A 23,212-nucleotide genomic window follows, 5' to 3' on the forward strand; every position below is an offset into this window, starting at 1 on the left:
CTCAGTGTCCGGTCGTGGGCGTGTAGGTCGCCGGTTTCACCGGCATCTCGACCTTCACGGGGCCGGAGTGGGCGAAGTGCAGCTCGACGGAGACGTTCTGGCCTTCCTTCGGCTTGCGCTTCAGATGCTCGAACATCAGGTGGTCGCCGCCGCTCCTCAGCTCCAGCCGGCCGCCCGCGGGGATCTTGAGGCTCTTGACCTCCCGCATGGCCCCGTCGACGGTCTCGTGCACGGTGACCTGCCCGGCGATGTCGCTGGTGACCGAGGTCAGCTCGTCGGCGGCACCGCCCTTGTTGGTGACGGTGAGGAATCCGGCCGCCATGTCGTCGGACACCGGCTGCGGCATGTAGGCGGAGCCGACGGACAGTTCCGCCTTCCCGGAGCCGTTGTCGCCGGAGCCGCCCGAGTCCGAGCCGCCGCAGCCGGCCAGGGCCAGGGCCCCGGCTATGGCGAGGGCCGCCGGGCCGATTCGCCGCCTCACGGGTTCTCCCCCTTGATGATCTTGGGGAGGTCCTTGGTGTAGTCGTCGACGTCGGCGTCCTCGCCGTAGAGCACGTAGCCGCCGTCGGTCTTCGGGGAGAACGCGATGACCTGGGTGCCGTGCTCGGAGATCAGCTTGCCGTTCTTGTCCTTGCGCGTCGGCTCGATGGAGATGCCGAGGGTGCGGGCGCCGGCCTGGATGGTCGCGAAGTCACCGGTCAGGCCGATGAACCGGCTGTCGATGCCCTTGAGCCACTTGCCGAGCTCAGCCGGGGTGTCGCGCTGGGGATCGGTGGTGACGAACACCACGCGCAGCTGGTCCTGCTCAGCCTTGGGCAGCTGCTTCTTGGCGACGGCGATGTTGTTCATCGTCAGCGGGCAGACGTCGGGGCAGTGGGTGTAGCCGAAGTAGATCAGCGTGGGCTTGCCCGCGGTCTCCTTGCGGAGGTCGTACTTCTTGCCCTGGGTGTCGGTGAGGACCAGGTCCGGCTTCTCGAACGGTTTGTCGAGGACCGTGGCGGCCTTGTCGGAACCGGCCTCCTCCGACACCACGGAGACGGGCTTGTCGCTGTCGTCGCCGCTGCCGCAGGCGGTCAGGGTGAGGGAGGCGGCGGCGAGCAGGGCGGCCGCGGCGAAGGTCTTGGTGCGCATAGAAAAATGTCCCAGATGTCGGTGGCCCGGCGCGCACCGGGTGCCCCGCGAGAAGCGGGGGGTCCGGTGCGCGCCGTCAACGGAAGCAGCCTCAGGCCTCGGACCGCCGGCGCCCGGCGAGGACGCCGTAGGCGACGCCCGCCGCGCCGACCACGATGCCGACGACGCCCAGGACGCGGGCGGTGGTGTCGGTGCCGTCGGAGGAGGCGGAGTCGGAGGCGGCGGTGTCGGTGGAGGCCTTCTCGGCGGACTCGTGGCCGGAGTCGTCGTCGGCCGCCGAACCGTGGTGGCCGTCCTCGGAGGCGGCGGACAGCTCCAGCACCGGGGCCGGGTTGTCAGGCTCTTCCTGGCCCTTCTGCGGCACCTCGATCCAGCGGACGACCTCCTTGTTGGAGTACGTCTGGAGGGCCTTGAAGACCAGCTGGTCGGTGTCCTCGGGCAGCTGGCCGACGGAGAGCGGGAACTTCTCGAAGTAGCCGGCCTCGATGCCCTTGCCCTCGGCGGTCCAGGTGACCTTGGTGACGGCCTCGGTGATCTTCTCGCCGTGCATCTCCAGCGGCTTGTCCAGCTTGGACTTGGTGACGACGATCTTCCAGCCCGGCATGGGCTCCGGCATGACGGAGGCCAGCGGGTGGTCGGTCGGGAAGTTGACCTCGAGCTTGGTGGTCGAGGCATCGTCGCGCTCGTTGGGGACCTTGAAGTCGATGACCGCGTAGCCGCCCTTGGCGGCCGTGCCCTCGGGCTGCACGGTGACGTGCGCGAAGGCGGGGGCGGACAGGGCGAGAACGGTGATACCGGCGGCGGCACCGGCCGCGACGATACGGGAAGCCTTCATGGAAGGGGCACTCCGCTGTGAGTCGGTCTGAAAGGTGAAGGAGGGATGCGCGCACACGCGCGTGCCGCACGACGGCGGCCCCTCCTCCGCGGGAGCGGAGTGGTGGTGGTCGCGTCGCGTCAGGCGGCGAGGGCGAGTGCGGCTGCGGAAGCCGGGACGGCCGGAGGGCCGCGCCGGATCACCGTGTGCTGGAGCGCCGTCGTTCGAGGCGTCAGAGGCGTGTGGCGCGCGGCGCGTACCGGGCGCGGGTGGGCCTTGGGGGCTCCCGGAAGCCCGGCGCGCAGGGCGCGCACCAGCGCAAGGGCGGCTCGCAGGGAGCGCACGAGCGCCCCCTCCGTGACACCCTGCGCCGACAGTTCGGTGAGCCGCAGCAGCGCCAGGTCGCCGTGGCGCAGCAGCCAGCCGGCGGCGAGCGCCGCGAGGGTGTGACCGAGCAGCATCGGCAGGGACGGCCACAGCGAGGCCGATGAGCCGGACACGGCGTCCGCGGCCAGGTCTGTGTGCGTTCCCGCGGGCGGCTGGATGCGCGCCTCGCTGAGGATCCGCTGGGCCTGGGCCGGGCTGATCGCCGCCGCCGTCGTGCCGCACACGAACCGCGCGGCCTGCTGCACCAGCGCGGTGTCGCTCGCGCCCGCCGGGAGCGAGGAGGTGACGGTGGCCGTACCGTGCTGGCCCAGGCCGAACAGCGTGTGCAGCACCGTCTGGCCGACCGCGAGCAGGGCCGTGATCCCCGCCAGCGAGCGCACGCGCCCGGCGAGCGGGACCGTCACCGCGACCACGCCGAGGAACCCGGCCCCCAGCGTCCACAGAGGAATGCCGTCGCAGGAGGCGAGCGCATGACCTGCCCCGGCCAGCACGACGCAGACCGCGGCGAACACCGCGGCCCGCAGGATCCGGAGCGTGTGTCCGGAGCGCGTCGCGCGCGCGTGGGGGGTAGTCATGGCGGGCTCATCATCGCACTGGCCCCGCGGGCCCCGTGCGGCAGGTCCACAAGATGCCGTACGACCGGAACGTCACGCTCTGGCCCGACGCGCCCCCGGATGCGCCGGTGTCCGCCTCCGCATACACCGATCAGGACCAGCGCGCATCCGCCGTATGGGCGGCCTCACGTCAACTTCACGCTTACACACCGGTACTCAGGGCAATACGTAACGGTATGTCGAGCCGCAGCCAGGAGGCTGGAGCATGAGCATTTGGTGGTCACTCCATCTGCGGCGCGAAGCTGCGAGCGTGCCGCTCGCCCGCCGCCTGCTGATCGGCACGATGGAGACCGCGGGCGTCGACCCGGACATCTCCTACGACCTCTCCGTGGCCCTCAGTGAGGCGTGTGCGAACGCCGTGGAACATGGTGGGGACACCGGGCGCGGGCCCGGCTCGGAGGCCTACCGGGTCACCGCCTACCTCGACGGTGAGAAGTGCCGGATCGAGGTCGCCGACGCGGGTCCCGGATTCCCCGCCGCGTCCGCGAGCCGCTCCCGTCCGGCGATCCGGCCCGCGCACACGGACGCGGAGAGCGGCAGGGGGCTGTGCCTCATCGAGGAGCTCGCCGACCATGTCCACATCGGCAACAAGTCGGGCCGGGGCGGAGCCGTGGTGAGCTTCGACAAGGTCCTCAAGTGGCGCAGCGACGCCCCGCTGATGGCGGTCTGACCGCCCGGGTGAGGCGGGCGGTGTTTCACGTGAAACACCGCCCCTGACGAACCGCCCTACAGCGCGCTCCAGTCGAGCGTCGTACGGGCCAGCCCCGCCACCTCCGTCAGCAGCGCCAGCCGTGCCGCCCGGAGCGCCGGGTCGGGGTCCATCACCAGCACCTCGTCGAAGAAGGCGCCGATCGCCTCGACCAGCGGGGCGGAGACCTCGATCAGCGCGCCGAGATCGTCCTCCCGCCCCCGCAGGGCCTCCCGTACGGCCTGCGCGCTCTCGATGAGGCGCAGTTCGGCGGGCGCGGTCAGCAGGGACACGTCCGCCCCTTCGACTCCGCCCTCGGGCAGGATGCGCACCACCCGCTGGAACGCGGCGGCGAGCGCCTCGAACGCCTCACTGCCGACGTGCCGCTCCAGCGTGGCCAGCGTGTGATCGCCATGGGCGGGACGGTCGGCCCAGCCCAGTACGGCCTGCACGAGCCGGTGCTCGTGTCCGGCGTCGGTGAGCTGCTGCTCATAGCGCCGGGTGATGAGCTCGGCCGCCTCGGCGACCCGCTCGGCGGGCACCTCGACGCCCTGCGCGGCGTACCGTACGGCCGCCGCGCGCAGTCCCTCGCTCACCCGCACCCCGGCCACGGCCGGCAGGCTGCGCAACACGTTGAGCAGGCCGATCGCGGCCCGGCGCACCCCGTAGGGGTCGGAGCTCCCGGTCGGTGCCGCGCCGATCAGGAACATGCCCGTCACCAGGTCGAACCGGTCGGCGAGCGACAGCACGGCACCGGCGTCCGTGGCCGGCAGGGCGCCACCGGCGGACCGGGGCAGCTCCATCTCGGCCAGCGCCCGGGCGACCTCCGGGGACTCACCGGCACGGCGGGCGTACTCCTCCGCCATGACCCCGGCCAGCCCGGAGAACTCGATCACCATCTGCGACGCCAGGTCGAACTTGGCCAGCGCGCCGGCCCGCCGCACGACCTCCACCGACTCCTCCGGCAGCCCGGCCCGCCCGGCCAGGTCCTGGGCGAGGGAGGCGAGCCGGACGGCGCGGTCGGCGACCGTGCCCAGCCGGTCCTCGAAGGTGAGCTTGTCCAGCCGACGGCGGAACTCCTCCGGTGCCACCTTCAGGTCCGCCCGCCAGAAGAACGAGGCGTCCTCGTACCGGGCCCGCAGGACCGCCTCGTTGCCGGCCCGCACGACGTCGTCGTCGCACAGGGCGTTGGCGAAGGTGACGAAGTGCGGCATGAGCCGCTCACCGTCCAGCACCGGCAAATAGCGCTGGTGCTTGCGCATCACGGTGGTCAGGACGCTCGCGGGCAGTTCGAGGTAGCGCTCGTCGAACGAGCCCCGCACGGCGTAGGGGAACTCCAGGATGTCGGTGATCTCGTCGATCAGCCCCGCCTGAGCCTCCACGTCGATGTGCCCGCCCACCTCGGCCGCCGCCTCCAGGGCCCCGCGCACGACCGCCCCGCGCCGGGCCTCCCGGTCGAGCAGGATGCCGTGCATGTGCAGGAAGTGCGGATAGCCCTCGGCGGAGGTCACCCGCACCTCCGGGTAGGGGGCCTGCCGCTGCACCCGTGTGGTGTCGCTCGCGGAGAGCGAGGAGACCACCACGGGCAGGGGGGTGCGGCCCAGCAGCGCGAGCAGCCAGCGCACGGGACGCGAGAAGGACAGCCCGGGATCGCTCCAGCGCATGTTGCGCCCGGCCCGCAGCCCGGAGACCACCTCGGCCAGCAGCTCGCTGAGCACCTCGACGGCCGGACGCCCCTCCTCATGGCGGGTGAGCGCCACGTACTCGACCCCGTTGACCTCGACGACCCGTACGTCCGACGCCTCGGCCCCCTGGCTGCGGGCGAAGCCGAGCAGCGCGGGAGTGGGGGCGCCGTCCTTGTAGGCGGCGGCGACCTTGGGGCCGCGCACGGTCCGCATGGTGTCCCGCTCGCGGGGCTGCACACCGTCGACCGTGATCACGATGCGGCGCGGCGTGGCCATGACGTTGATCGCGCCGTGCCCCAGCCGGGTCGCGGCGAGCTTGGCGGTGACCGACTCGCGCACCGCCTCGGTGGTGGCGGGGACGTCGGCGTAGGGCAGTTCCTCCACGCCGATCTCGAAGAGCAGCGTCTCGACGCCGGGCACCTTGGGCAGCATGCCCCGCTCGGCCGGAGCCGGTGCCTGAGCCAGCCCGAGCGGATGCTCCAGCGCGGCCCGCCGCCGCTCCCACAGCTTGGCCGTCTCGTGCGTCAGACCGCGCATCAGCGAGAACGCCTTGGCCCGCTCGGTGGTGCTGATCGCACCGCGCGCGTCGAGCACGTTGAAGGTGTGGCTGCACTTGAGCACATAGGTGTACGCCGGGACCGGCAGCTCCAGGTCCAGCAGGCGCCGCGCCTCGGCCGCGTACGACTCGAACAGCCGGTGATTGGTGTCGATGTCGGCGTCGTCGAGGTAGTAGCGGCTCATCTCGTACTCGTTCTGCCCGAACACCTCGCCGTAGGTGATGCCCGGCGCGTAGGCGATGTCCTTGAAGTGGGACACGCCCTGGAGGTTCATCAGGATGCGTTCGAGGCCGTACGTGATCTCCACCGACACCGGGTCCAGGGCGACACCGCCGACCTGCTGGAAGTAGGTGAACTGGGTGATCTCCATCCCGTCCAGCCAGACCTCCCAGCCCAGCCCCCATGCGCCGAGCGCGGGGGAGGCCCAGTTGTCCTCGACGAACCGCACGTCGTGCGCGTTCAGGTCGACGCCCAGGGCGCGCAGGCTGCCCAGGTACAGCTCCTGCGGGTTGCCCGGGTCGGGCTTGAGGATCACCTGGAACTGGGTGTGGGTCTGGAGCCGGTTGGGGTTCTCGCCGTACCGCGAGTCGTCCGGCCGTACGCTCGGCTCCACGTAGGCGACACTCCACGGCTCGGGACCGAGCACCCGCAGTGCCGTGGCCGGGTTGGCCGTACCGGCTCCGACCTCGGTGTTCAGCGGCTGCGTGATCATGCAGCCGTTGTCGCTCCAGTACTTCTGCAGGGTGAGGATGGCGTCCTGCATGGTCAGCGCCGTCTGAACGTTCTTCATGGTGATCGCGCCCGTTCCCAGAGTCGGCCCGGCAAGGTCGGCCATGATCTCACACGTCAACTATCGCTGACCTGCTGTTTCTTGACCGACCGGTCGGACGCCCGGCACCTTCACAGGAGGTGCACAGCCGGGCCTCGCTACGGCGCGGCCGGTGCGCGAGGAGAGGCCGGGGCCGGCTTCCCCCACGTCCGCCGGGCCCTGACCGGGGCGGGGCTGAGTCACCGTGCGGCTCCGCCGCGAGGACGCGACCAGCCCCCACCCACCCGTACCCGGAACTCAGCCCTTGAGGGAGGCCATCCACGCCTCGACCTCGTCGGAGCGCCGGGGCAGCGCGGCGCTCAGATTCCGGTTGCCGTCCTCGGTGACGAGGATGTCGTCCTCGATCCGCACGCCGATGCCCCGGTACTCCTCCGGCACCGTCAGGTCGTCCGCCTGGAAGTACAGGCCGGGCTCCACGGTCAGGCACATCCCGGGCTCGAGGACACCGTCGACATACGCCTCGACCCGCGCGGCAGCGCAGTCGTGGACGTCCATGCCGAGCATGTGACCGGTGCCGTGCAGCGTCCAGCGGCGCTGAAGGCCCAGCTCCAGCACCCGCTCCACGGGCCCCTCGACCAGGCCCCACTCGACGAGCCGCTCGGCCAGCACCCGCTGCGCGGCGTCGTGGAAGTCCCGGTACTTCGCGCCGGGCTTCACCGCCGCGATCCCGGCCTCCTGGGCGTCGTACACGGCGTCGTAGATCTTGCGCTGGATCTCGTCGAACCGGCCGTTGATCGGCAGCGTGCGCGTCACGTCGGCCGTGTAGTACGTGTGGGTCTCCACACCCGCGTCGAGCAGCAGCAGCTCGCCCGAGCGCACGGCCCCGTCGTTGCGCACCCAGTGCAGCGTGCAGGCGTGCGGCCCCGCCGCGGCGATCGTGCCGTAGCCGACGTCGTTGCCCTCCACGCGGGCGCGGAGGAAGAAGGTGCCCTCGATGTACCGCTCGGAGGTCGCCTCGGCCTTGTCGAGGACCTTCACCACGTCCTCGAAGCCGCGCACGGTCGAGTCGACCGCCTTCTGCAGCTCGCCGATCTCGAACTCGTCCTTGACCAGGCGGGCCTCGGAGAGGAAGACCCGCAGCTCCTCGTCGCGCTCGGCGGTGACCTTGTCGGTCAGGGCCGCCTCGATGCCGGCGTCGTAGCCGCGCACGACCCGCACCGGGCCGGTGGCCTCGCGCAGGGCGCCGGCCAGCTCGCGCACGTCGGAGGCGGGGATGCCGTACAGCTTCCCGGCCTCGGTGAGGGAGTGCCGGCGGCCGACCCACAGCTCGCCCTGGCCGTCCAGCCAGAACTCGCCGTTCTCGCGGTCGGAGCGCGGCAGGAGGTAGATCGTCGCCTCGTGACCCTCGTCCTTGGGCTCAAGGACCAGGACGCCGTCCTCGGTCTGGTTGCCGGTCAGGTAGGCGTACTCGACGGAGGCGCGGAAGGCGTACTCGGTGTCGTTGGAGCGGGTCTTCAGGTTGCCCGCGGGGATCACCAGACGCTCACCCGGGAAACGCGCGGACAGCGCGGCCCGGCGGGCGGCGGTCTCGGCGGCCTGGGGGATGGGCTCGAGGTCGCGCAGCTCGGTGTCGGCCCAGCCGCTCTTCATGTTCTCGGCCAGCTCGTCGGACACGCCGGGGTACAGTCCGTTCTTCCGCTGCTTGATCGGCTCTTCTTCGGCAGTCTCCGGGGTCTCCGCGAGATCCTCCGCCACGGTCATCCTCCTCGATACGGCACTGGACCAGCGTCCACTGTACGGCGGAGCGGAAGCGGCCTCAGGGCGATGACGAGGAGCCTTACTCGAAGCGCGCCGCCAGCAGCACGACATCCTCCGCTCCCTGCGCCGCGTCCAGGCCGTCCGGCAGGACGCTCCGCAGGACGTGGTCGGCGATCGCGCCGGGATCGCCGCGCAGGGCCCGGGGCACTCCGGCCGCCGCCGCGTGCAGCCGGGCGAAGGCGCGGTCGGTGGCCTCGCCGGTGCGGTGCAGCAGCCCGTCGGTGTAGAGCAGGACCGTCTCTCCGGGCTCGGCGAGGATCTCCACGCTGGGTGCCTCCCAGCAGGCGAGCATGCCCAGCGGGGCGGAGACGGACGTCTCGACGAATTCCGTGCGGCGCTGCCCGATCAGCAGGGGCGGACTGTGCCCGGCGCCGGCCAGCGTGATCTTGCGCGCGGCCGGTTCGCAGTAGCCGAACAGGGCGGTGGCCGAGCGGGCCGGTTCGGTCAGCCGCAGCAGCAGCTCCAGGTCGGACAGGACGGCGACCGGATCCTCCCCCTCCATCACGGCGTACGCGCGCAGCGATGCCCGCAGCCGTCCCATCGCGGCGACCGCGCTGGGACCCGACCCGGTGACGGATCCCACGGCGAGGCCGAGGGCTGCGTCGGGCAGCGGCAGCGCGTCGTACCAGTCGCCGCCGCCGCGCGGGCCGGTGCGGTGCCGGGCGGCGAGCTGGACACCGGCGACCCGGGGCAGCCGCGCGGGCAGCAGTTCGTCGGCCATGGTGGCCATGGACGTACGGGTGCGTTCCAGTTCGAGGAGCCGGGCCACGTGCTCGGCGGCGTACCGCGCGTAGAGGCCGGTGAGGTGGCGCTGCCGCTCGCCCGGCTCGGCGGGCTCGTCGTAGAGCCACACGGCGACGCCGAGACGGCCGGCGGTGTCGGTGGTCAGGGGGAGGGCGTAGCTGGCCGCGTAGCCGAGGCGGGCCGCGACCTCGCGGTGGCGCGGGTCGAGCCCCTCGGCGGCGAACAGGTCGGGCTCGGCGATGCCGTCCTCGCCGCCCGGCAGCCCTTCGAGGATCCGGCCGTAGGACAGGGCGCTGCGCGGCACGGTCTCGATGTGGCCGAGGTCGGCGCGGCCGAGGCCGAGGCCGCTGGTGGTGTCCGGGCCGAGTCCGTCACCGGGTTCCAGGACGACGAGGCCGCGCCGGGCTCCGATCAGGGCGGCACCGGCGCCCAGCAGTTCCTGGAGCGCCTCGTCGAGCGCGGTCGTGCGGGCCAGGCGTTCGGTGAGTTCGTGCAGGGTGGTGAGGTCGGAGACCCAGCCGGCCAGGCGGTCCTGGAGCACCGCGCCGGCGGGCGCCGGGGGATCTGCGGGGGCGGCCGGGGGCGAACCCGCGGCCACGGGCGCGACAGTGTGTGCGGGTGCCGGAACCGTTGGATCGATTCCAGCCACTTTCGGAGGGTGCGGAGCGTTCATGGCGTCCGGCCTTCCGACCGGTACGTACTGCTCAAAAGCATCGCAAACCCCCATGTCATTCTGCGTCGCTAGCAGTGTCTCCACATGTACACGCACTCGTGAGGAGATGTCCAGCATTGTCCTGCCGGTTTTCCTGGTGTCCGTGAGGTGCGAGGGAACAACTTCCCTTCCTCTTGCGGAAATGCAAAGTTGGCTTAAAACTGCCTCAGGGGACGGCTTATTGCGGTCGACTGGGCTTGCTCGACGGAGCGTCACAACGGTCGTGATGGGTACCTACTCGGTAAAGGCCAGGGGTGGTTGGGAACCACCCGGAACCTGGTGACGGAACCGGGCGTCCTATCCACCGACGACCGTGCCCCATCCTCCCGTGGCGGAGGCGGAGAGAAATACGCGCGACGGCAAACGCCATACTTCGCCACCCCTGCGCCACGCCCGTGCATTCGTCAGACGCAGTAAGGGCGGCGGCCGCGGAGGCAGCCCAAAGCTCTACCCATAGGGGTTCCCCTTGCTTCAGGCAGGGGTGTGATGCGCCAACAGGTACGCACAGTGAAGTGATCGACACATGACGTGATCTGGACCACGGTGTTGCCAGGCGTGCAACGGAAAGGAACGAGCGCTCATGCGCGAGATCCTCGGAAGGCGACGCAGGCTCCTGTCCCAGCGCAGCGACGGGAGTCCTGAGCTGATCGGCGCGGCCCTGACCTATGCGACGGGGTGGCAGTGGCCCGTGCTCCCGGGGGTGCCGGCGGACCCGCAGGGGCACTCCCGCTGCAGCTGCCCGGACCCCGAATGCACGGTGCCCGGAGCACACCCCTTCGACCCCGGCCTCCTCGCGGCCACCACCGACGGCCGCATGGTGCGCTGGTGGTGGGGCAACCGGCCGACGGCCCCGATCATCCTCGCCACCGGCGGCCACGCCCCGTGCGCGGTCTCGCTTCCGGCCCTGCCGGCGGCCCGCGCGCTCAAGGCGCTCGACCGGATGGGCATGCGGCTCGGCCCGGTCGTCGCCTCCCCCGCCCGCTGGGCGATCCTCGTCAAGCCGTACTCCATGGAGCAGCTCGGCGAGCTGCTCTACGCCAAGGACTTCGTGCCCGGCTCCCTCCGTTTCCACGGCGAGGGCGGCTATCTGGCCCTGCCTCCCTCCGAGACGGGCCAGGGCGAGATCCGCTGGGAGCGCGCTCCGCTGCCCGGCTCGGCCTCGCCGTGGGTGCCCGATGTCGAGGCCGTGGTGGACGCCGTGGTGGAGGCCCTCACTCGAACGGGTGTGAGCGCGCCCGAGTTGTAGGGCCGTCGGGCGCGCCGAGCCCGGTGCCCGCCCCGGGGCGTTAAGTTCCGGAACCATGCGGCGTCACGCCCGGGACCGTTCCCGGGACTCCCGGAAGACCAGACTGTTCGCCCTCGCGGGTGTGGTGGTGGCGTGCGCGGTCGCACTGCCGCTGGCGGTGGCGGCCGCGGGGTCCGTGGGACCCGCGAGGCCGGTGGGATCCGCGGGGTCTGTGGGGTCTGAGGGGGGCGCGGACTCGGCGGCTGCCGGCGCCCGCACGTCCGGGTCCGCAGCGGTACGCCCCTCCCCGCGTGCCGACGACAAGGCCCCCGGGGTGCCCACCGCCGAGCGCGGCCTCCCGGTGCTCACCCAGGGTCTGGCGACCGCCGTGCGCTGCGGCCCCGAACTCTCCTCCCCCGACGGCATCGAGGCGCAGACCTGTGTCGTGGCGCAGGGCGCGCAGACCTGGGCGCGGACCTACTACCGCAATGCCACCGGCGAGGCGCTGGACGCCGTGCTGAGTCTGATGGGCCCGCACGACCGGAGCGTACGGATGACCTGCTCCGTGGGAGCCGGGGACGAGCCGGGGACGTGTGAGACGCCCCGGGAGCCGGCCCGCGGGAACCTGCCGGAGTACACGGCCGTCACGGAGTTCGCCGAGCGGGGCGGCCGGGGGCCGCTGCTGCTGCGCTCCGGAAGCAACTCGCCTGTGCACACGGGCAGTTGACGAGCGGCTGCGCGCCGTGAGCCGACGCGGAGACGAAAAGACCCGGTTGCTGGCGACGGGGGATGCACCAGCAACCGGGCTACAGGAACGGTAACAAGAGATCGGCGGTTCGCAAATTCGAACTCGTCTTTCCGGTCACCGACTGGCTTGTCCCCACCGGGAGTTGTGATCGGTGCGGGGCACGCGGGCCCGGCCGGCCGGTGGACCGGACGGCCGGGCTTCGCGGAGCGTGTCAGCTGAGCGTGACCTGCCGGTTGGTGAGGCCGCCGCGGGCGCGGCGCTCGTCCGCGGTGAGCGGCGCGTCCGTCGCCAGTGCGGCGGCGAGGCGCTCGGCGAACTCCGCCGCCGGCTTCTCGACGTCCTCGGCGGTGACCTCGCTGGGCAGGTCCCACACCGGAACCGTGAGCCCGTGAGCGCGGAAGGATCCCACCAGGCGGGTGCCCTCGCCCAGGCTGGAGCGGCCCGCGGCGTGCAGTCGCGCGAGCGCGTCCAGAAGCCGCTCCTCGGCGTGCGGCATGACCCACCGCAGGTGGTTCTTCTCCGGGGTCTCGCACCAGTACGCGGCGTCCACGCCCTGGAGCTTGACGGTCGGGATGGCCGCGGCGTTGGCGCGCTCCAGGGAGGCGGCCACGTCGGGCGTGGCGTTCTCCGGGTCCGGGACCCAGAACTCGAAGCCGCTGTGCACTTCTGGCTCGAACGCACCCTCGGGGTCGAGCAGATCCTGCAGCCGCGGGCTGTCGGCCGGTGCGCGGCGGCCCTGAACGGGGGTGCCGGGCTGTGCCTCCAGGGCGCGCTGGAGGGTGTCGGCGAGGTCGCGGCTGATGTCGCCGGAGGAGGTGTCGTTCTGCAGGCCGAGCAGGACCGAACCGTCGTCGCGGCGCAGGGCGGGCCAGGCCATGGGCAGGACCGTGGCCAAGGTGACCGCGGGGACGCCCTCGGGCAGGCCGTCCTTGAGGGTCAGCTCGACCGTGGCCGCCGGCACCAGCTCGCGCAGGGCCACCCAGTCGCACTCGCCGGGCAGTCCCTCGAAGGGGCGGTGCACCAGCTCGGTCGCGGCGTGGGAGGCGGCGCGGCCGTGACACGCCTTGTAGCGGCGGCCGCTGCCGCAGGGGCAGGGTTCACGGGCACCGACGACCGGAACGTCTTCCCCGGCACCAGCGGTGCGGGCCCCGCCCGTGGTCTGCGGGCGCTTGGCCTTCGTCTGGGGTCGCTTCTTGGCCATCGATGGGTCTCCCGGTTACGGCTGGTCTCGTACGGTCGCGAGCCTAGCCGTTCGGGCCCCGGGTCACCCGGTCCTGTGGACAACGCCCGGTCGAGCGCGGCGTCCGGTGCTCAGTCCAGCTCGTCGAAGGCGTCCGCGAAGTCGAGCCCGGGTATGCGGGAGACCGCGGGGGCGGTGACGCGCGTGGCGAAGTCGTCACGGCGGTGGCCGGCGTCCGGGTCGTGCACGTCGTCGTGGACGACGACCCACACGGTGACCTCGCCGCGGATGTCGTCCCGCACGCCCCAGTCGTCGGCGAGCGCGCTGATGATGTTCAGCCCGCGTCCGCCGTGCGCCGTGACCGACGGGGTCGCGGGGGCGGGGCGGGTCGGGCCACCGCCGTCCGTGACCTCGACGATGAGCCGGCCGGCCGGGTCCACGCGCCACGCGGCGCGCACGTCACCGTCGCCGGAGAGCGCGTCGCCCAGAGGTCTGCCGTGCTTGCACGCGTTGCTCAAGAGTTCGGAAAGGATCAGAACGGCGTCGTCGATGACCGATTCCGCGACTCCGCCTCTACGCAGCTGCGCACGCATCCGGTGTCGCGCTTTCCCCACGCCCGCAGGGCCATGGGGAACGGCCATGCTCGACGACGTGGGCACTTCCTGTGCCACCACCAACGCCACCCCCGAGACCTCCTTCGCCCCACGCCACGGTGTGGATGCCCCATTGGCCTGTACCGGAAACCGGCCAATCCACCTCCGGTGACGCATTCACCAGAGCGAATACGGACCGAACGCGCCGGAGCACTCCGTGTAATCGCCTGGCTGGAAATCATCGGTGTGGCCGAGAAAGGAGGATCCCGTCCGCCGGGATCCGTAGTCAAGAGGTGTGCGTGGGTCTGGTGGGACTTGAGTGGTTGCGAGCCGGGGGCCGGTCGTCAGCGTCCGAGCTGGTCCAGCACCGCGCGCGGGCGGTTGGTGATGATGGCGTCGACGCCCAGTGCCACGCACTGCTCGACGTCCTCCGGCTCGTTCACGGTCCACACGTGAACCTGGTGTCCGGCCTGCTTCAGGCGCTCGATGTACGTGGGGTGGTTGCGCACGATCCGGATGGAGGGGCCCGCGATCCGCACGCCCGGGGGCAGCCGTCCGTCGCGCAGCCGAGGTGAGGGGAACTGCGTGAGGTGGACCGTCGGCAGCGTGGGCGAGGCGGCCCGCACGCGGTGCAGGGAGCGGGCCGAGAAGCTCATGACGCGCACCTGGGACTCCTCGGCGCAGGCCGGTGCGTCGAGGCCGAACCGCTTCAGCAGGACCAGCAGCCGGTCCTCGACCTGTCCCGCCCAGCGCGTGGGGTGCTTGGTCTCGACGGCCAGTTCGACGCGGCGCCCGGCGTCGGCGACGAGTTCCAGCAGTCGCTCCAGGGTGAGGACGGAGGTCGCCTCGCGGTCCTCGGGGCGGTGCTCCCAGTCGGGTTCCTCTTCACGTCCCCTCCAGGCCTCTCCCGTCTTCCAGGAGCCGAAGTCCAGGGCGGCGAGGTCGGCGAGCTCCAGTGCGGAGACCGCGCCGCGGCCGTTGGACGTACGGTTGATCCGGCGGTCGTGCACGCACACCAGGTGGCCGTCCGCGGTGAGGCGCACATCGCACTCGAGGGCGTCCGCGCCGTCCTCGATCGCCTTGGTGTACGCGGCCAGGGTGTGTTCCGGGGCGTCCTCGGAGGCTCCGCGGTGGGCGACGACTTGAATCACGTGCTGTCGTGCGTGGGTCACCGCGTCATGGTGCCACCGAGTGCGGGTATGCGTCCGGTCGGACGGACCCGTCGGAAGCGCAGGTCCGGACGGCGGCATTAAGATTGCATCCTTTTCGCCAGTAATGACCTATATAAAGAATGGCCTCGGACGCACAGCCACCGCTTATGGTGCTCTGACGGCCCGTGGGAAAAGCTGACGGCATACAAAGGGACAAGCACAGCTGTATCGCGCCGGACCCGTCGAGCGGCGGGAAAAGGCGAGACCGCGTGCGACCCGGAAAACGGCCGTGGATCTAGGAGAGAAGCTGTGAGCACCGAGAACGAGGGCACCGCGGTACCCCCCGCCCCGTCCGCACCCCCCGTGCCGGTGGACGCTCCCGCTGCTCCGGCGCCCCAGGGACAGGCCCTGCGCGGGCCGTACGGGCAGGACACGCCGGGGCAGCCCCCTCAGGGGCAGGGCGCCTCCGGTGACGCCGGCCACCACCCCGGCACCTCCTCGTCCGCCCCCGACCCCTCCTGGCCCCCGCCCCCGCCGCCGACCGCCCCGTACGGCGACGGCGGTTCCGGGGCCGGCCCGGGCGGCTGGGGTTCGTCGTACCAGCAGCCGGCGCCGAAGTCCGGCCGCGGACGCGGCGGCCTGGTCGCCGCCATCCTGGTGGCCGCGCTGGTCGCGGGCGGTATGGGCGGCGGGCTCGGCTACGTGCTGGCGAAGAACAACGACGAGAGCACCGGCTCCACGACGGTCTCGGCCTCCGCGAGCGGCGGCGACGTCAAGCGCGACCCGGGCACGACCGCGGGCGTCGCCGCCAAGGCGCTGCCGAGCACGGTGACGATCGAGGCCGAGAGCACCAGCGGCGAGGGCGGCACCGGCACCGGCTTCGTCTTCGACAAGCAGGGCCACATCGTCACCAACAACCACGTGGTGGCGGACGCGGTGGACGGCGGCAAGCTCACGGCGACGTTCCCGAGCGGCAAGAAGTACAACGCCGAGGTGGTCGGTCACGCGCAGGGCTACGACGTGGCGGTCATCAAGCTCAAGGACGCCCCCTCCGACCTGAAGCCGCTCACCCTGGGCGACTCGGACAAGGTGGCCGTCGGCGACGCGACCATCGCGATCGGCGCCCCGTTCGGCCTGTCCGACACGGTGACGACGGGCATCATCAGCGCCAAGAACCGCCCGGTCGCCTCCAGCGACGGCAGTGGCAGCCAGGCGTCGTACATGAGCGCCCTGCAGACCGACGCCTCGATCAACCCGGGCAACTCCGGCGGTCCGCTGCTGGACGCGCAGGGCAATGTCATCGGCATCAACTCCGCGATCCAGTCCACCGGCAACGGCGGCTTCGGCACCGGCCAGTCGGGCTCGATCGGACTGGGCTTCGCCATCCCGATCAACCAGGCCAAGTACGTGGCCCAGGAGCTGATCAAGAACGGCAAGCCGGTGTACGCGAAGATCGGCGCCTCCGTCTCGCTGGACGACAACTCCGACGGCGCGCAGATCACCGACCAGGGCGCGGGCGGCTCGGCGCCGGTCGAGCCGGGCGGCCCCGCCGCCAAGGCGGGCCTCAAGCCGGGCGACGTCATCACCAAGCTCGACGACCATGTGATCGACTCCGGCCCCACGCTGATCGGCGAGATCTGGACCCACCAGCCCGGCGACAAGGTCACGATCACCTACGAGCGCGGCGGCAAGGAGCACACGGCCGAGGTCACGCTCGGCTCCCGCGTCGGCGACAACTGACCCCCACCCGCCCGCACCGACCCGTTACCCTTGTCCCCGCGCCGCCGATCACGGCCGGCGCGGGGAGGCGTGCCCGAGCGGCCGAAGGGAACGGTCTTGAAAACCGTCGTGGCAGCGATGTCACCGTGGGTTCAAATCCCACCGCCTCCGCGCAGGTCATAGATGTTGCGGGTCAGAAGGGGTGCCTCTCGTCAGAGGCACCCCTTCTGCATGGGTCCTGTCTCACCTTGATCCGGCTCTGTCGCGTTGTGGATCACTGCGTGTGGACCGGGCGTGGAGCAGGGACCGGTGGACGCAGGCCACCGGTACACCCCCTTGCTCAGTCGGCTGCGGGCCTCCACTGGTCGGCCTCTCGCGCGGCTGCACGAGCGCCGAGAAACCCGACGGCGAGAGAAACCAGAGCGCAGGTCGTGATGCCGGCGGCCAGGACGGTCCAGGACACGGAGCCCTCCTGTACCAGGGCGATGAAGAACACCGAGTGCCATGCCGTTACAGCGCCCGTCACGACCGTGGCAATCAGCAGGGGGACGGTCAGGTGCCAGGAGCTCACGGACCGGAACACCTGGCGGCGGCCGGTCAGGACGGACAGCGGGGCGAGCGCGTGGCGGATCCGGACGAATTCCGCCGCAGCGCTCACGGCGCCGGCGACCAGGAGGAAGAGAAGTCCGGTGACGCCGAACAGTTGGATCCAGTTCGGCAGGCGGGTCCGTGAGGAGCCCAGCCAGGTTCCGCCCAGTTCGGTGACTTGCACCGAAGGGTTGGGAAGTGTGTACGCGGCCTTCTTCACGGCGGCGAGGTGTCCTGGCGCGGGAGTCACGACAAGGAGAGACTGCGTGCCGTCCGGCCTCACCGTGATCCGGGAGGCCGGGGTGAACTTGATGTCGCCGTACCAGCGGCGCAGCTCTCCCACCTGGGCGCTCGTTGCCGCCGGGCGCGTGTCTCCGGTGCAGGTCACATGCAGGCTGCGAAGGTCTTGGCAGGAGCCCTCGATCGACACCCATGGATCTCTGGGCGGTCCAGGGTCGTGCATGGTGCGGGTCAGCAGAAGCGACCCGGACGGCAGTGAGGAGCGGAATCGTTCGGTCTGTGCCGAGGTCATGCCACTGGTGGTCAGTTCGATCACCGTGTCTTTGATGCGCTCATGGGTGGCGAGAGCCGCTTTGGAGTGCTCGCCGAGGCGGCTGGTCCATACCTGCATCTGGGCGACGATCCCGATGCCGATCACCATGGCCAGTGCGAGGCGCACGATGACTCCAGGATGAGCGTGCGTCCACCGACCGCCGATCAGGCGGCCCGCATGGCCCCGGCGCCTGCCGCTTTCTGCGAGCCGGGCCCCCAGATGGCGGGTGGCGAGCGCCACGACGGAGGACAGGAATGCCCACATCACGACCGTACCGCTGGTGAACACGATGAGCTGCGCTTTGCGGGGCACGTACTGGCTGGACAGGACCAGCGCGACGCCGATTCCGCAGGCCAGCAGCCGCCATGCCGGAACACGGGATGTGAACGAGGTCGGGCGGGTGGATCTGCCGTCTCGGTGGACGCGGTGTGTGGCCACGACGATGGCCACCACGGCCAGCAGGGAGATGACTCCCGCCCCCGCGGCCGTGAGCCAGGCGTCCCATACGTCGCGGTGGTCGAGGATGTATCCGGTAGGGCCAAGGCGGATGTCGCGCAGGGAGGCGACGGTGTACGGGACGAACGCGGCGAGGGTTCCCAATGCCACGGGGAACGCAGCTTCGCCGATGTTGACCAGCATCCGGTGCCGTGATGTCCCGCCGAGTGCTTGCAGCAGGCTGCTGCGTCTGTCGCGGGAGCGGGAGCCGACCCGCGCGCTGATCACAGCAAGGGCGAGAGCGGGCAGGCCCGCCAGTGCCCACATCGCCGTGAGCGGAGACGTCACCGGAGCTTGATCGACCATTTCTCCTGTCGCTCCCCCGCTGCCCCCGAACGCGGCCACGGGCAGCCACCGGTGGTCGCTCGCCGGCGGCGTATCGGCCACCCGGACGTAGGCGATCCGCTCGGAAGGGGTGACCAGGCCGTCGGCGGAGATGGTTCCGGCGAACGAGCCGTACCGGCTGCGGATCCCCTCCGAGTCTCCGGTGCGCAGGAGTTCGGGAGACAGCAGTACCCCGCCGGGCTCGGGCCAGCGCGTGACGCCGGCCGGGACCGGGGCCTTGGAGGTGAGGGGATGGACGAACACGACGGATACGGGCCGCGCGCCGATGGAGTCGGCACCCTCCCGGTACAGCAGAGCGGCGTGTTTGCTGTCGGTGATCACTGGCCCTCGGGCGTCCGCCCGGCTCTCGCGGCCGTCATAGGTGGCGAGCGTGGCCACGGTCGCCAGGACGACGAGGGCGACGGCGAGGGAGGCGCCGAACAGGCCCCAGCGGCGTAACCGGTCACCGGGGCTGGAGCGGCCCGCGGCGAGGCCGATTCTGATCAGTGTGCCCGCGGTGCGCATGGGCGTACGCATCAGAGCGCTCCTGCTTCGGTCAGGATCCCGCCGTGGAGTTCATGACGCCGGTCGGCCCGCTCGGCGACCGAGGGATCGTGCGTGACCAGGAGCAGCGCGCAGTTCCGGTCGCGGGCGGTGGTGAAGAGGAGGCGGGCGACTCCCTCTTTGGCCTCGGGATCGAGGGCGCCGGTGGGTTCGTCAGCCAGGAGGACGGCAGGCTCGGTGATCAGAGCCCGGGCGACGGCGGTGCGCTGGCGCTCGCCTCCGGAGAGCATTCCTGTGGGGGTGGAACCGGTGGGGACGCCGAGTTCGCCGAGGAGTTCTTCCGCGCGCCGGTAGGCGTCCTGGTGGCGACCCCCGTCGAGCAGCACCGGCAGGGCGACGTTCTCCACCGGGCTGAGTTCGGGGAGAAGTTCGCCGAACTGGAACACCATGCCGAGAATGTCTCGCCGCGCCTGCGCGAGCCGTGCGGACCCGAGCCCGGTGATCTCCTGGCCTCCGGCGGTGATGGTGCCTGCTTGCGGCTTGATCAGGCCGAGGATGCACATGAGCAGTGTCGACTTGCCGGACCCGCTGGGGCCGGTCACCGCGACCGACTCGCCGGGAGCAACGGATAATTCCACACCGTCGAGGAGGGCACGGCCGTCGACCTGATAGCACAGGCCACTCACCTGAAGCCCGGACGAATCGAGTGGTTTCACAGAATCTGGCCTTTTGTCAGAAAAAATGGGAACGCCGCACCAGCCCCTTCGGGCTGGTGCGGCGAGGTGTCCGTGGCGTCCGTTTTACGGGATGACCCACCCGGAGCAGTCGTCCGGGTCGCCGTAGTTCTCGTCGCACGCCTTGAACTTGTAGATCCGGGAACCGTCGCCGGAAGTGGCGGTGGTGCCCGGGCCGCTGTGGTTCCACAGGGTCCGCTTCGTGTCAGGGCTTTCCGTCCGGTAGTACTCGGCCTTGACCGGGTCCCCGTCACGGCTGTTGTCCTTGACGGATATCTTCCCGCTGTCGCCGCCGGCGGGCGACCAGGCGTGAGCACCGCCACCGTAGGCGTCAGCGGCGACGGCCGTGGCCGTGGGCACCGCGAGCGCGGCGGTGAGCAGCGTGGCGGCGACGAACTTGGCTCTCTTCATTCCGTTCCCCTCCTTGGTCATCTTCCTGGTGGTCAGGCGGCTCTGCCATGACAGGGCGCCATGCCATGGCCCCGCCGTCGTCCCAGTAGCCACAACGATCACATAGGAGACGCGCAGGAGACGGGAGTTTTCGAGGGGTGACTGATTACCGACCCGAGCTACTGGCCGGACCGGATCGGATTGTTGCAGGGAGCCTCTGGAGAAAGCGGAATGAATCGTCAACGGTGCTTCACCTTCGCGGAATTGACGTGTTGAACCGAAATGGACCGGGGGGCGAGGGCCACGTGCGCCGATGCGGTGACAGGTATCCGCCATCAGATGGAGACTGCTGGTTGGCGCGAATCGATCGGCTGTACGAGTTGATGGCCCCTCGTAGCAGTGACCTTGGCGTTCTCGCTGCTCGCCGTCGCTGGTCACCGGGCAACTCGCGCTCCACCGCGTATCGGAGACAGCTACTGAAGACCGTCCGCTTGCGACTAACGTGATCTTGGCTGGCGGAAAAGTGAGATCTGGGATGGCTGGGTTGGCTGTCCTGTAGACCACTTTGATCATGGAAGCTGAAATGAGTGAGGGCGTTGGATTCATGCCTCTGGCGGTTTTTCGCACCCCGCTGGTTGTGGTGGATTTCCTTGGCGTAGAAGCGGTAAAGGACCGCGATGCTGTGGCCCGCCCGCCCGCCCGCCCGCCCGCGTGGCGCCGGCACCTCAGCCAGCGGCGAGGCTGCCTCGGACGGGAGATCGGCTGCCTCCCCAGGGCGATTGACTCGCGCAGTCCGTAAGGGGCGTCCCTCGTCGAGGGGCGTCCCTTACGCGTGGGGCAACGGGTGGCTGTTCTGTCTCGTCTTTCGTCGTGAGACATCACGACGCAGGAGTGGCATGACGAATACCAAGGCGCGCACGGCCGCGATGATCACGCCCGTCGGGCAGGACGCCCAGGACGAGGCGAGGGTGCTGGCGCGGGACGGGCGTACGGGTAAGGCCGTGCGGCGGTTGCGCAGGGGCTCCTGGCTCAAGCGGGGCCCGGCCCGGGAGGCCGTGGAACTGCTGGTCGCCGGGCACGCGTTGCCCACGACCAGCGGCCAGGCGCTCGACGCGCTGCGCGAGCTCGACGCCGGACTGGTCGCGGAGCTGGTCGCCTTGCTCGACGGCGGGCAGCAGATCGCCGCGGTCAAGCTGCTCCGGGAGCGGACCGGCGTCGATCTGGCCGGTGGCTACCACCTCGTCCTGGAACTGGAAGGCACGCAGCCGGGTACGCGGTGAGCATTACGATCATCGAGGCGTGCCGGTCGGAGAAGGGTGGGTGAGCGTCGCCGTGAGTCGGCGCATCGTCGTCGTCACCGCTGTGCACGGCCCGCACGCCCGGTTCCTGCCCGAGGCCTACGCGTCGTTGCGCGCGCAGCGGCTTCCCGCGGGCTGGGAGTGGCACTGGGTCATACAGGAGGACGGCGAGAGCGAGCGCGTCAGGCCGTATGTGCCGGCCGACCACCGGGTGACGTTCCGGCAGGGCCGGGCCGGGGGGCCCGGGGTCGCGCGGACCATGGCGCTGGCGCACGGCGACGGGGCGTACGTGAAGGTCCTGGACGCCGACGACCGGCTGACCCCGGGGGCGCTCGCGCGGGATCTGGCCGCGCTGGAAGGGGACCCGGGCCTCGGGTGGGCCACGTCGCGGGTGCTCGACCTTCTGCCCGACGGGTCGACCGTCGGCTTCCCGGGCGATCCGGACCAGGGGCCGATAGAGCGCGGTGCCGTGCTCGAGCACTGGAGGGCGAACGGCTTTCTCGCCCAGGTGCATCCCGCGTCGCTGTTCGTGCGACGGGAGTTGCTGCTCGCCCTGGGCGGCTGGATGGCACTGCCCGCCTCGGAGGACACCGGCCTGCTGCTGGCGCTGAACGCGGTGAGCCGGGGCTGGTTCTCGGGAGAGGTGGGCCTGCTGTACCGCAAGTGGGACGGCCAGGTGACCGGACAGGCGGCCCACACCGACCAGTCCGAGCGGGAGACGCGCATGGCGGTCGTCGAAGCGAGAGCCCTGGCCCTGTCCCGCCTCCGCTGGGACGCCCCGGCGGCTTCGTGAGAGCGGCTAGGTGACCAAGTCCTGCGGGGGCGCTCCGGCCTCCGGGTAGAGGCGTTCCAGGCCGGCGGCGTGTGCCGCGAGGGCAGTCACGCGGTGGGTGTGCACCCCTGGGCCACCGGTCGGCCACCGCCTCGTCCAGCGGGACGTCACACCAGCGCGGAGTGGGCGAAGATCGCGAGCAGCGGCGTGGGCGGCATGTTCCTCGCTACGGCCCGTCCGGTGGGGGTGTCGCCCGGGTGAGGGTGATCGCCTGGCTCGGGCACTTCTCGGTCGCCTCCAGGATCTCCGGGGCGTCGCCCACGTGCTCACGGCCCGGGCGGACGACCCCGAAGCCGTCGACGAAGTCGAAGACCTCCGGGGCCCGGTGGGCGCACTCGGCGGAGCCGTAGCAGAGATCGCGGTCTATGGAGACCTTCATGCCTTTTGTCCCCCTCCTGGGCGGCCACGGGAGTTCGCGGCCGTCGGGGAGTTGACTGCCCAGCGCGCCCCCGGCTGAACCGGCCGGGTTAGCGGGCGCTCCCTGCGGTCGCCAGCCAGTGGGCGACCCGGCGTACGGCGGCCTCGTCGAGCCGTTCGACCAGCGCCTTGACGGTCGTGTCGTCCTCGGGGGACAGGTCGTAGAGGCCCGCCTTGGTCAGGCCGGCGAGCAGGACCTGGTGGCGGCGGCCGGTCATCCTGTCCGTCAGGGTGGCCGGTTCGCCGGGGGCGGGTTCAGGATTCGGCTGAAATGCGACGCTCTGCTGCCGCGGGGCGTCGAAGCGGTGCCACGCGCCGTCCTTCGGTCCCCACAGGGCGACGGTGACCTCATCGCCCCGTGCGCGCAGGGTCCGGGTCATCTCGCCGAGGGCGTACAGCACCGGTGCGCGGTGGGGCGACTCGGCGGCCGTCCGCCAGGCACCCGCCGCCGGACGGTAGTACAGCGCGACCCAGCGCGGGGCACCCTGCGGACGTGGGATCTCGGGACGTGACTCCACTGCGCTCACCCCTGTACATCGCTG

General features: G+C 71.2%; 21 protein-coding genes and 1 tRNA gene. 7 read left to right on the top strand and 15 right to left on the bottom strand.

Translation table 11 applies throughout. The features are described from left to right. Position 1: 1 nt before the first annotated feature. The 4 genes from AC0665_RS16155 to AC0665_RS16170 all read right to left on the bottom strand — a co-directional run bounded on the left by AC0665_RS16155 (position 2) and on the right by AC0665_RS16170 (position 2,907). Positions 2-481, bottom strand: a complete 480-nt coding sequence (locus AC0665_RS16155) for a copper chaperone PCu(A)C (protein WP_478705204.1) — start codon at positions 479-481, stop codon at positions 2-4. Further along, positions 478-1,131: an SCO family protein gene (locus AC0665_RS16160; RefSeq protein ID WP_468407931.1), complete on the bottom strand. Its 654-nt coding sequence runs from the start codon at positions 1,129-1,131 to the stop codon at positions 478-480. Before AC0665_RS16160 ends, AC0665_RS16155 begins: the two co-directional genes overlap by 4 nt. A 91-nt stretch (positions 1,132-1,222) precedes the next feature. Continuing rightward, positions 1,223-1,966: a YcnI family copper-binding membrane protein gene (locus tag AC0665_RS16165; protein WP_478602979.1), complete on the bottom strand. Its 744-nt coding sequence runs from the start codon at positions 1,964-1,966 to the stop codon at positions 1,223-1,225. A gap of 119 nt (positions 1,967-2,085) precedes the next feature. After that, on the bottom strand, positions 2,086-2,907 hold the full coding sequence (locus AC0665_RS16170; RefSeq protein WP_478705205.1) for a hypothetical protein: 822 nt from the start codon (positions 2,905-2,907) through the stop codon (positions 2,086-2,088). Between the two features lie 244 nt (positions 2,908-3,151). Here AC0665_RS16170 and AC0665_RS16175 point away from each other — a divergent pair, with 244 nt between their 5' ends. Beyond that, entirely contained in the window at positions 3,152-3,616 is a 465-nt protein-coding gene (locus AC0665_RS16175; protein ID WP_478705206.1) for an ATP-binding protein, read from the top strand. Between the two features lie 56 nt (positions 3,617-3,672). On the opposite strand, the gene AC0665_RS16180 is transcribed toward AC0665_RS16175, so the two are convergent. The 3 genes from AC0665_RS16180 to AC0665_RS16190 all read right to left on the bottom strand — a co-directional run bounded on the left by AC0665_RS16180 (position 3,673) and on the right by AC0665_RS16190 (position 9,997). Further along, positions 3,673-6,666 carry a glycine--tRNA ligase gene (locus AC0665_RS16180; RefSeq protein WP_478705207.1) on the bottom strand — a complete coding sequence of 998 codons (2,994 nt, stop codon included), beginning with the start codon at positions 6,664-6,666 and terminating at the stop codon, positions 3,673-3,675. Between the two features lie 276 nt (positions 6,667-6,942). After that, positions 6,943-8,406 carry an aminopeptidase P family protein gene (locus AC0665_RS16185; RefSeq protein ID WP_468407922.1) on the bottom strand — a complete coding sequence of 488 codons (1,464 nt, stop codon included), beginning with the start codon at positions 8,404-8,406 and terminating at the stop codon, positions 6,943-6,945. A gap of 76 nt (positions 8,407-8,482) precedes the next feature. Then, positions 8,483-9,997, bottom strand: coding sequence for a PP2C family protein-serine/threonine phosphatase (locus AC0665_RS16190; protein WP_468634453.1), 1,515 nt, complete (start codon positions 9,995-9,997; stop codon positions 8,483-8,485). Positions 9,998-10,499: 502 nt separating this feature from the next. On the opposite strand from AC0665_RS16190, the gene AC0665_RS16195 reads away from it, so the two are divergent. Together AC0665_RS16195 and AC0665_RS16200 are read left to right on the top strand one after the other, a co-directional pair. After that, complete coding sequence (locus tag AC0665_RS16195; RefSeq protein ID WP_468634439.1) at positions 10,500-11,165, top strand: bifunctional DNA primase/polymerase; 666 nt, start codon at positions 10,500-10,502, stop codon at positions 11,163-11,165. A 211-nt stretch (positions 11,166-11,376) separates the two neighbouring features. Beyond that, the gene (locus AC0665_RS16200) at positions 11,377-11,871 is read left to right on the top strand and encodes a hypothetical protein (protein ID WP_478705208.1); all 495 of its coding nucleotides are present in this window, start codon (positions 11,377-11,379) and stop codon (positions 11,869-11,871) included. A gap of 232 nt (positions 11,872-12,103) precedes the next feature. Here AC0665_RS16200 and AC0665_RS16205 read toward each other — a convergent pair whose 3' ends face one another. The 3 genes from AC0665_RS16205 to AC0665_RS16215 form a co-directional block, all read right to left on the bottom strand. Further along, on the bottom strand, positions 12,104-13,093 hold the full coding sequence (locus AC0665_RS16205) for a DUF5926 family protein (protein ID WP_468407914.1): 990 nt from the start codon (positions 13,091-13,093) through the stop codon (positions 12,104-12,106). A 110-nt stretch (positions 13,094-13,203) separates the two neighbouring features. Beyond that, positions 13,204-13,842 (bottom strand): ATP-binding protein, encoded by a 639-nt coding sequence (locus tag AC0665_RS16210; RefSeq protein ID WP_468634435.1) that lies wholly within the window; start codon positions 13,840-13,842, stop codon positions 13,204-13,206. Positions 13,843-14,009: 167 nt separating this feature from the next. Further along, complete coding sequence (locus tag AC0665_RS16215; protein ID WP_478602967.1) at positions 14,010-14,837, bottom strand: glycerophosphodiester phosphodiesterase; 828 nt, start codon at positions 14,835-14,837, stop codon at positions 14,010-14,012. Positions 14,838-15,125: 288 nt separating this feature from the next. On the opposite strand from AC0665_RS16215, the gene AC0665_RS16220 reads away from it, so the two are divergent. Both AC0665_RS16220 and AC0665_RS16225 read left to right on the top strand, forming a co-directional pair. Next, a complete protein-coding gene (locus tag AC0665_RS16220) occupies positions 15,126-16,556 on the top strand; it encodes a S1C family serine protease (RefSeq protein WP_478705209.1) in 1,431 nt (476 codons plus the stop codon). A gap of 63 nt (positions 16,557-16,619) precedes the next feature. Next, positions 16,620-16,706, top strand: a tRNA-Ser gene (locus AC0665_RS16225). 169 nt (positions 16,707-16,875) lie between these two features. On the opposite strand, the gene AC0665_RS16230 is transcribed toward AC0665_RS16225, so the two are convergent. From AC0665_RS16230 to AC0665_RS16240, 3 genes are all read right to left on the bottom strand, one after another. Beyond that, positions 16,876-19,032 (bottom strand): permease, encoded by a 2,157-nt coding sequence (locus tag AC0665_RS16230; RefSeq protein ID WP_478602965.1) that lies wholly within the window; start codon positions 19,030-19,032, stop codon positions 16,876-16,878. Beyond that, positions 19,032-19,715, bottom strand: coding sequence for an ABC transporter ATP-binding protein (locus AC0665_RS16235; protein ID WP_478508472.1), 684 nt, complete (start codon positions 19,713-19,715; stop codon positions 19,032-19,034). The genes AC0665_RS16230 and AC0665_RS16235 overlap by 1 nt, the downstream gene beginning before the upstream one ends. An 84-nt stretch (positions 19,716-19,799) precedes the next feature. Further along, positions 19,800-20,144, bottom strand: coding sequence for a hypothetical protein (locus AC0665_RS16240; protein WP_478602963.1), 345 nt, complete (start codon positions 20,142-20,144; stop codon positions 19,800-19,802). Between the two features lie 875 nt (positions 20,145-21,019). On the opposite strand from AC0665_RS16240, the gene AC0665_RS16245 reads away from it, so the two are divergent. Next, on the top strand, positions 21,020-21,403 hold the full coding sequence (locus AC0665_RS16245) for a hypothetical protein (protein ID WP_478705210.1): 384 nt from the start codon (positions 21,020-21,022) through the stop codon (positions 21,401-21,403). Between the two features lie 40 nt (positions 21,404-21,443). After that, positions 21,444-22,214, top strand: a complete 771-nt coding sequence (locus AC0665_RS16250; protein WP_468407898.1) for a glycosyltransferase family 2 protein — start codon at positions 21,444-21,446, stop codon at positions 22,212-22,214. 205 nt (positions 22,215-22,419) lie between these two features. Here the strand turns inward: AC0665_RS16250 and AC0665_RS16255 are convergent, their stop codons facing one another. Then, the gene (locus AC0665_RS16255) at positions 22,420-22,632 is read right to left on the bottom strand and encodes a ferredoxin (protein ID WP_366049327.1); all 213 of its coding nucleotides are present in this window, start codon (positions 22,630-22,632) and stop codon (positions 22,420-22,422) included. 88 nt (positions 22,633-22,720) lie between these two features. Further along, positions 22,721-23,188: a hypothetical protein gene (locus tag AC0665_RS16260; protein ID WP_478705211.1), complete on the bottom strand. Its 468-nt coding sequence runs from the start codon at positions 23,186-23,188 to the stop codon at positions 22,721-22,723. Positions 23,189-23,212: the final 24 nt, after the last annotated feature.

This window comes from Streptomyces sp. NPDC043685, assembly GCF_056436585.1.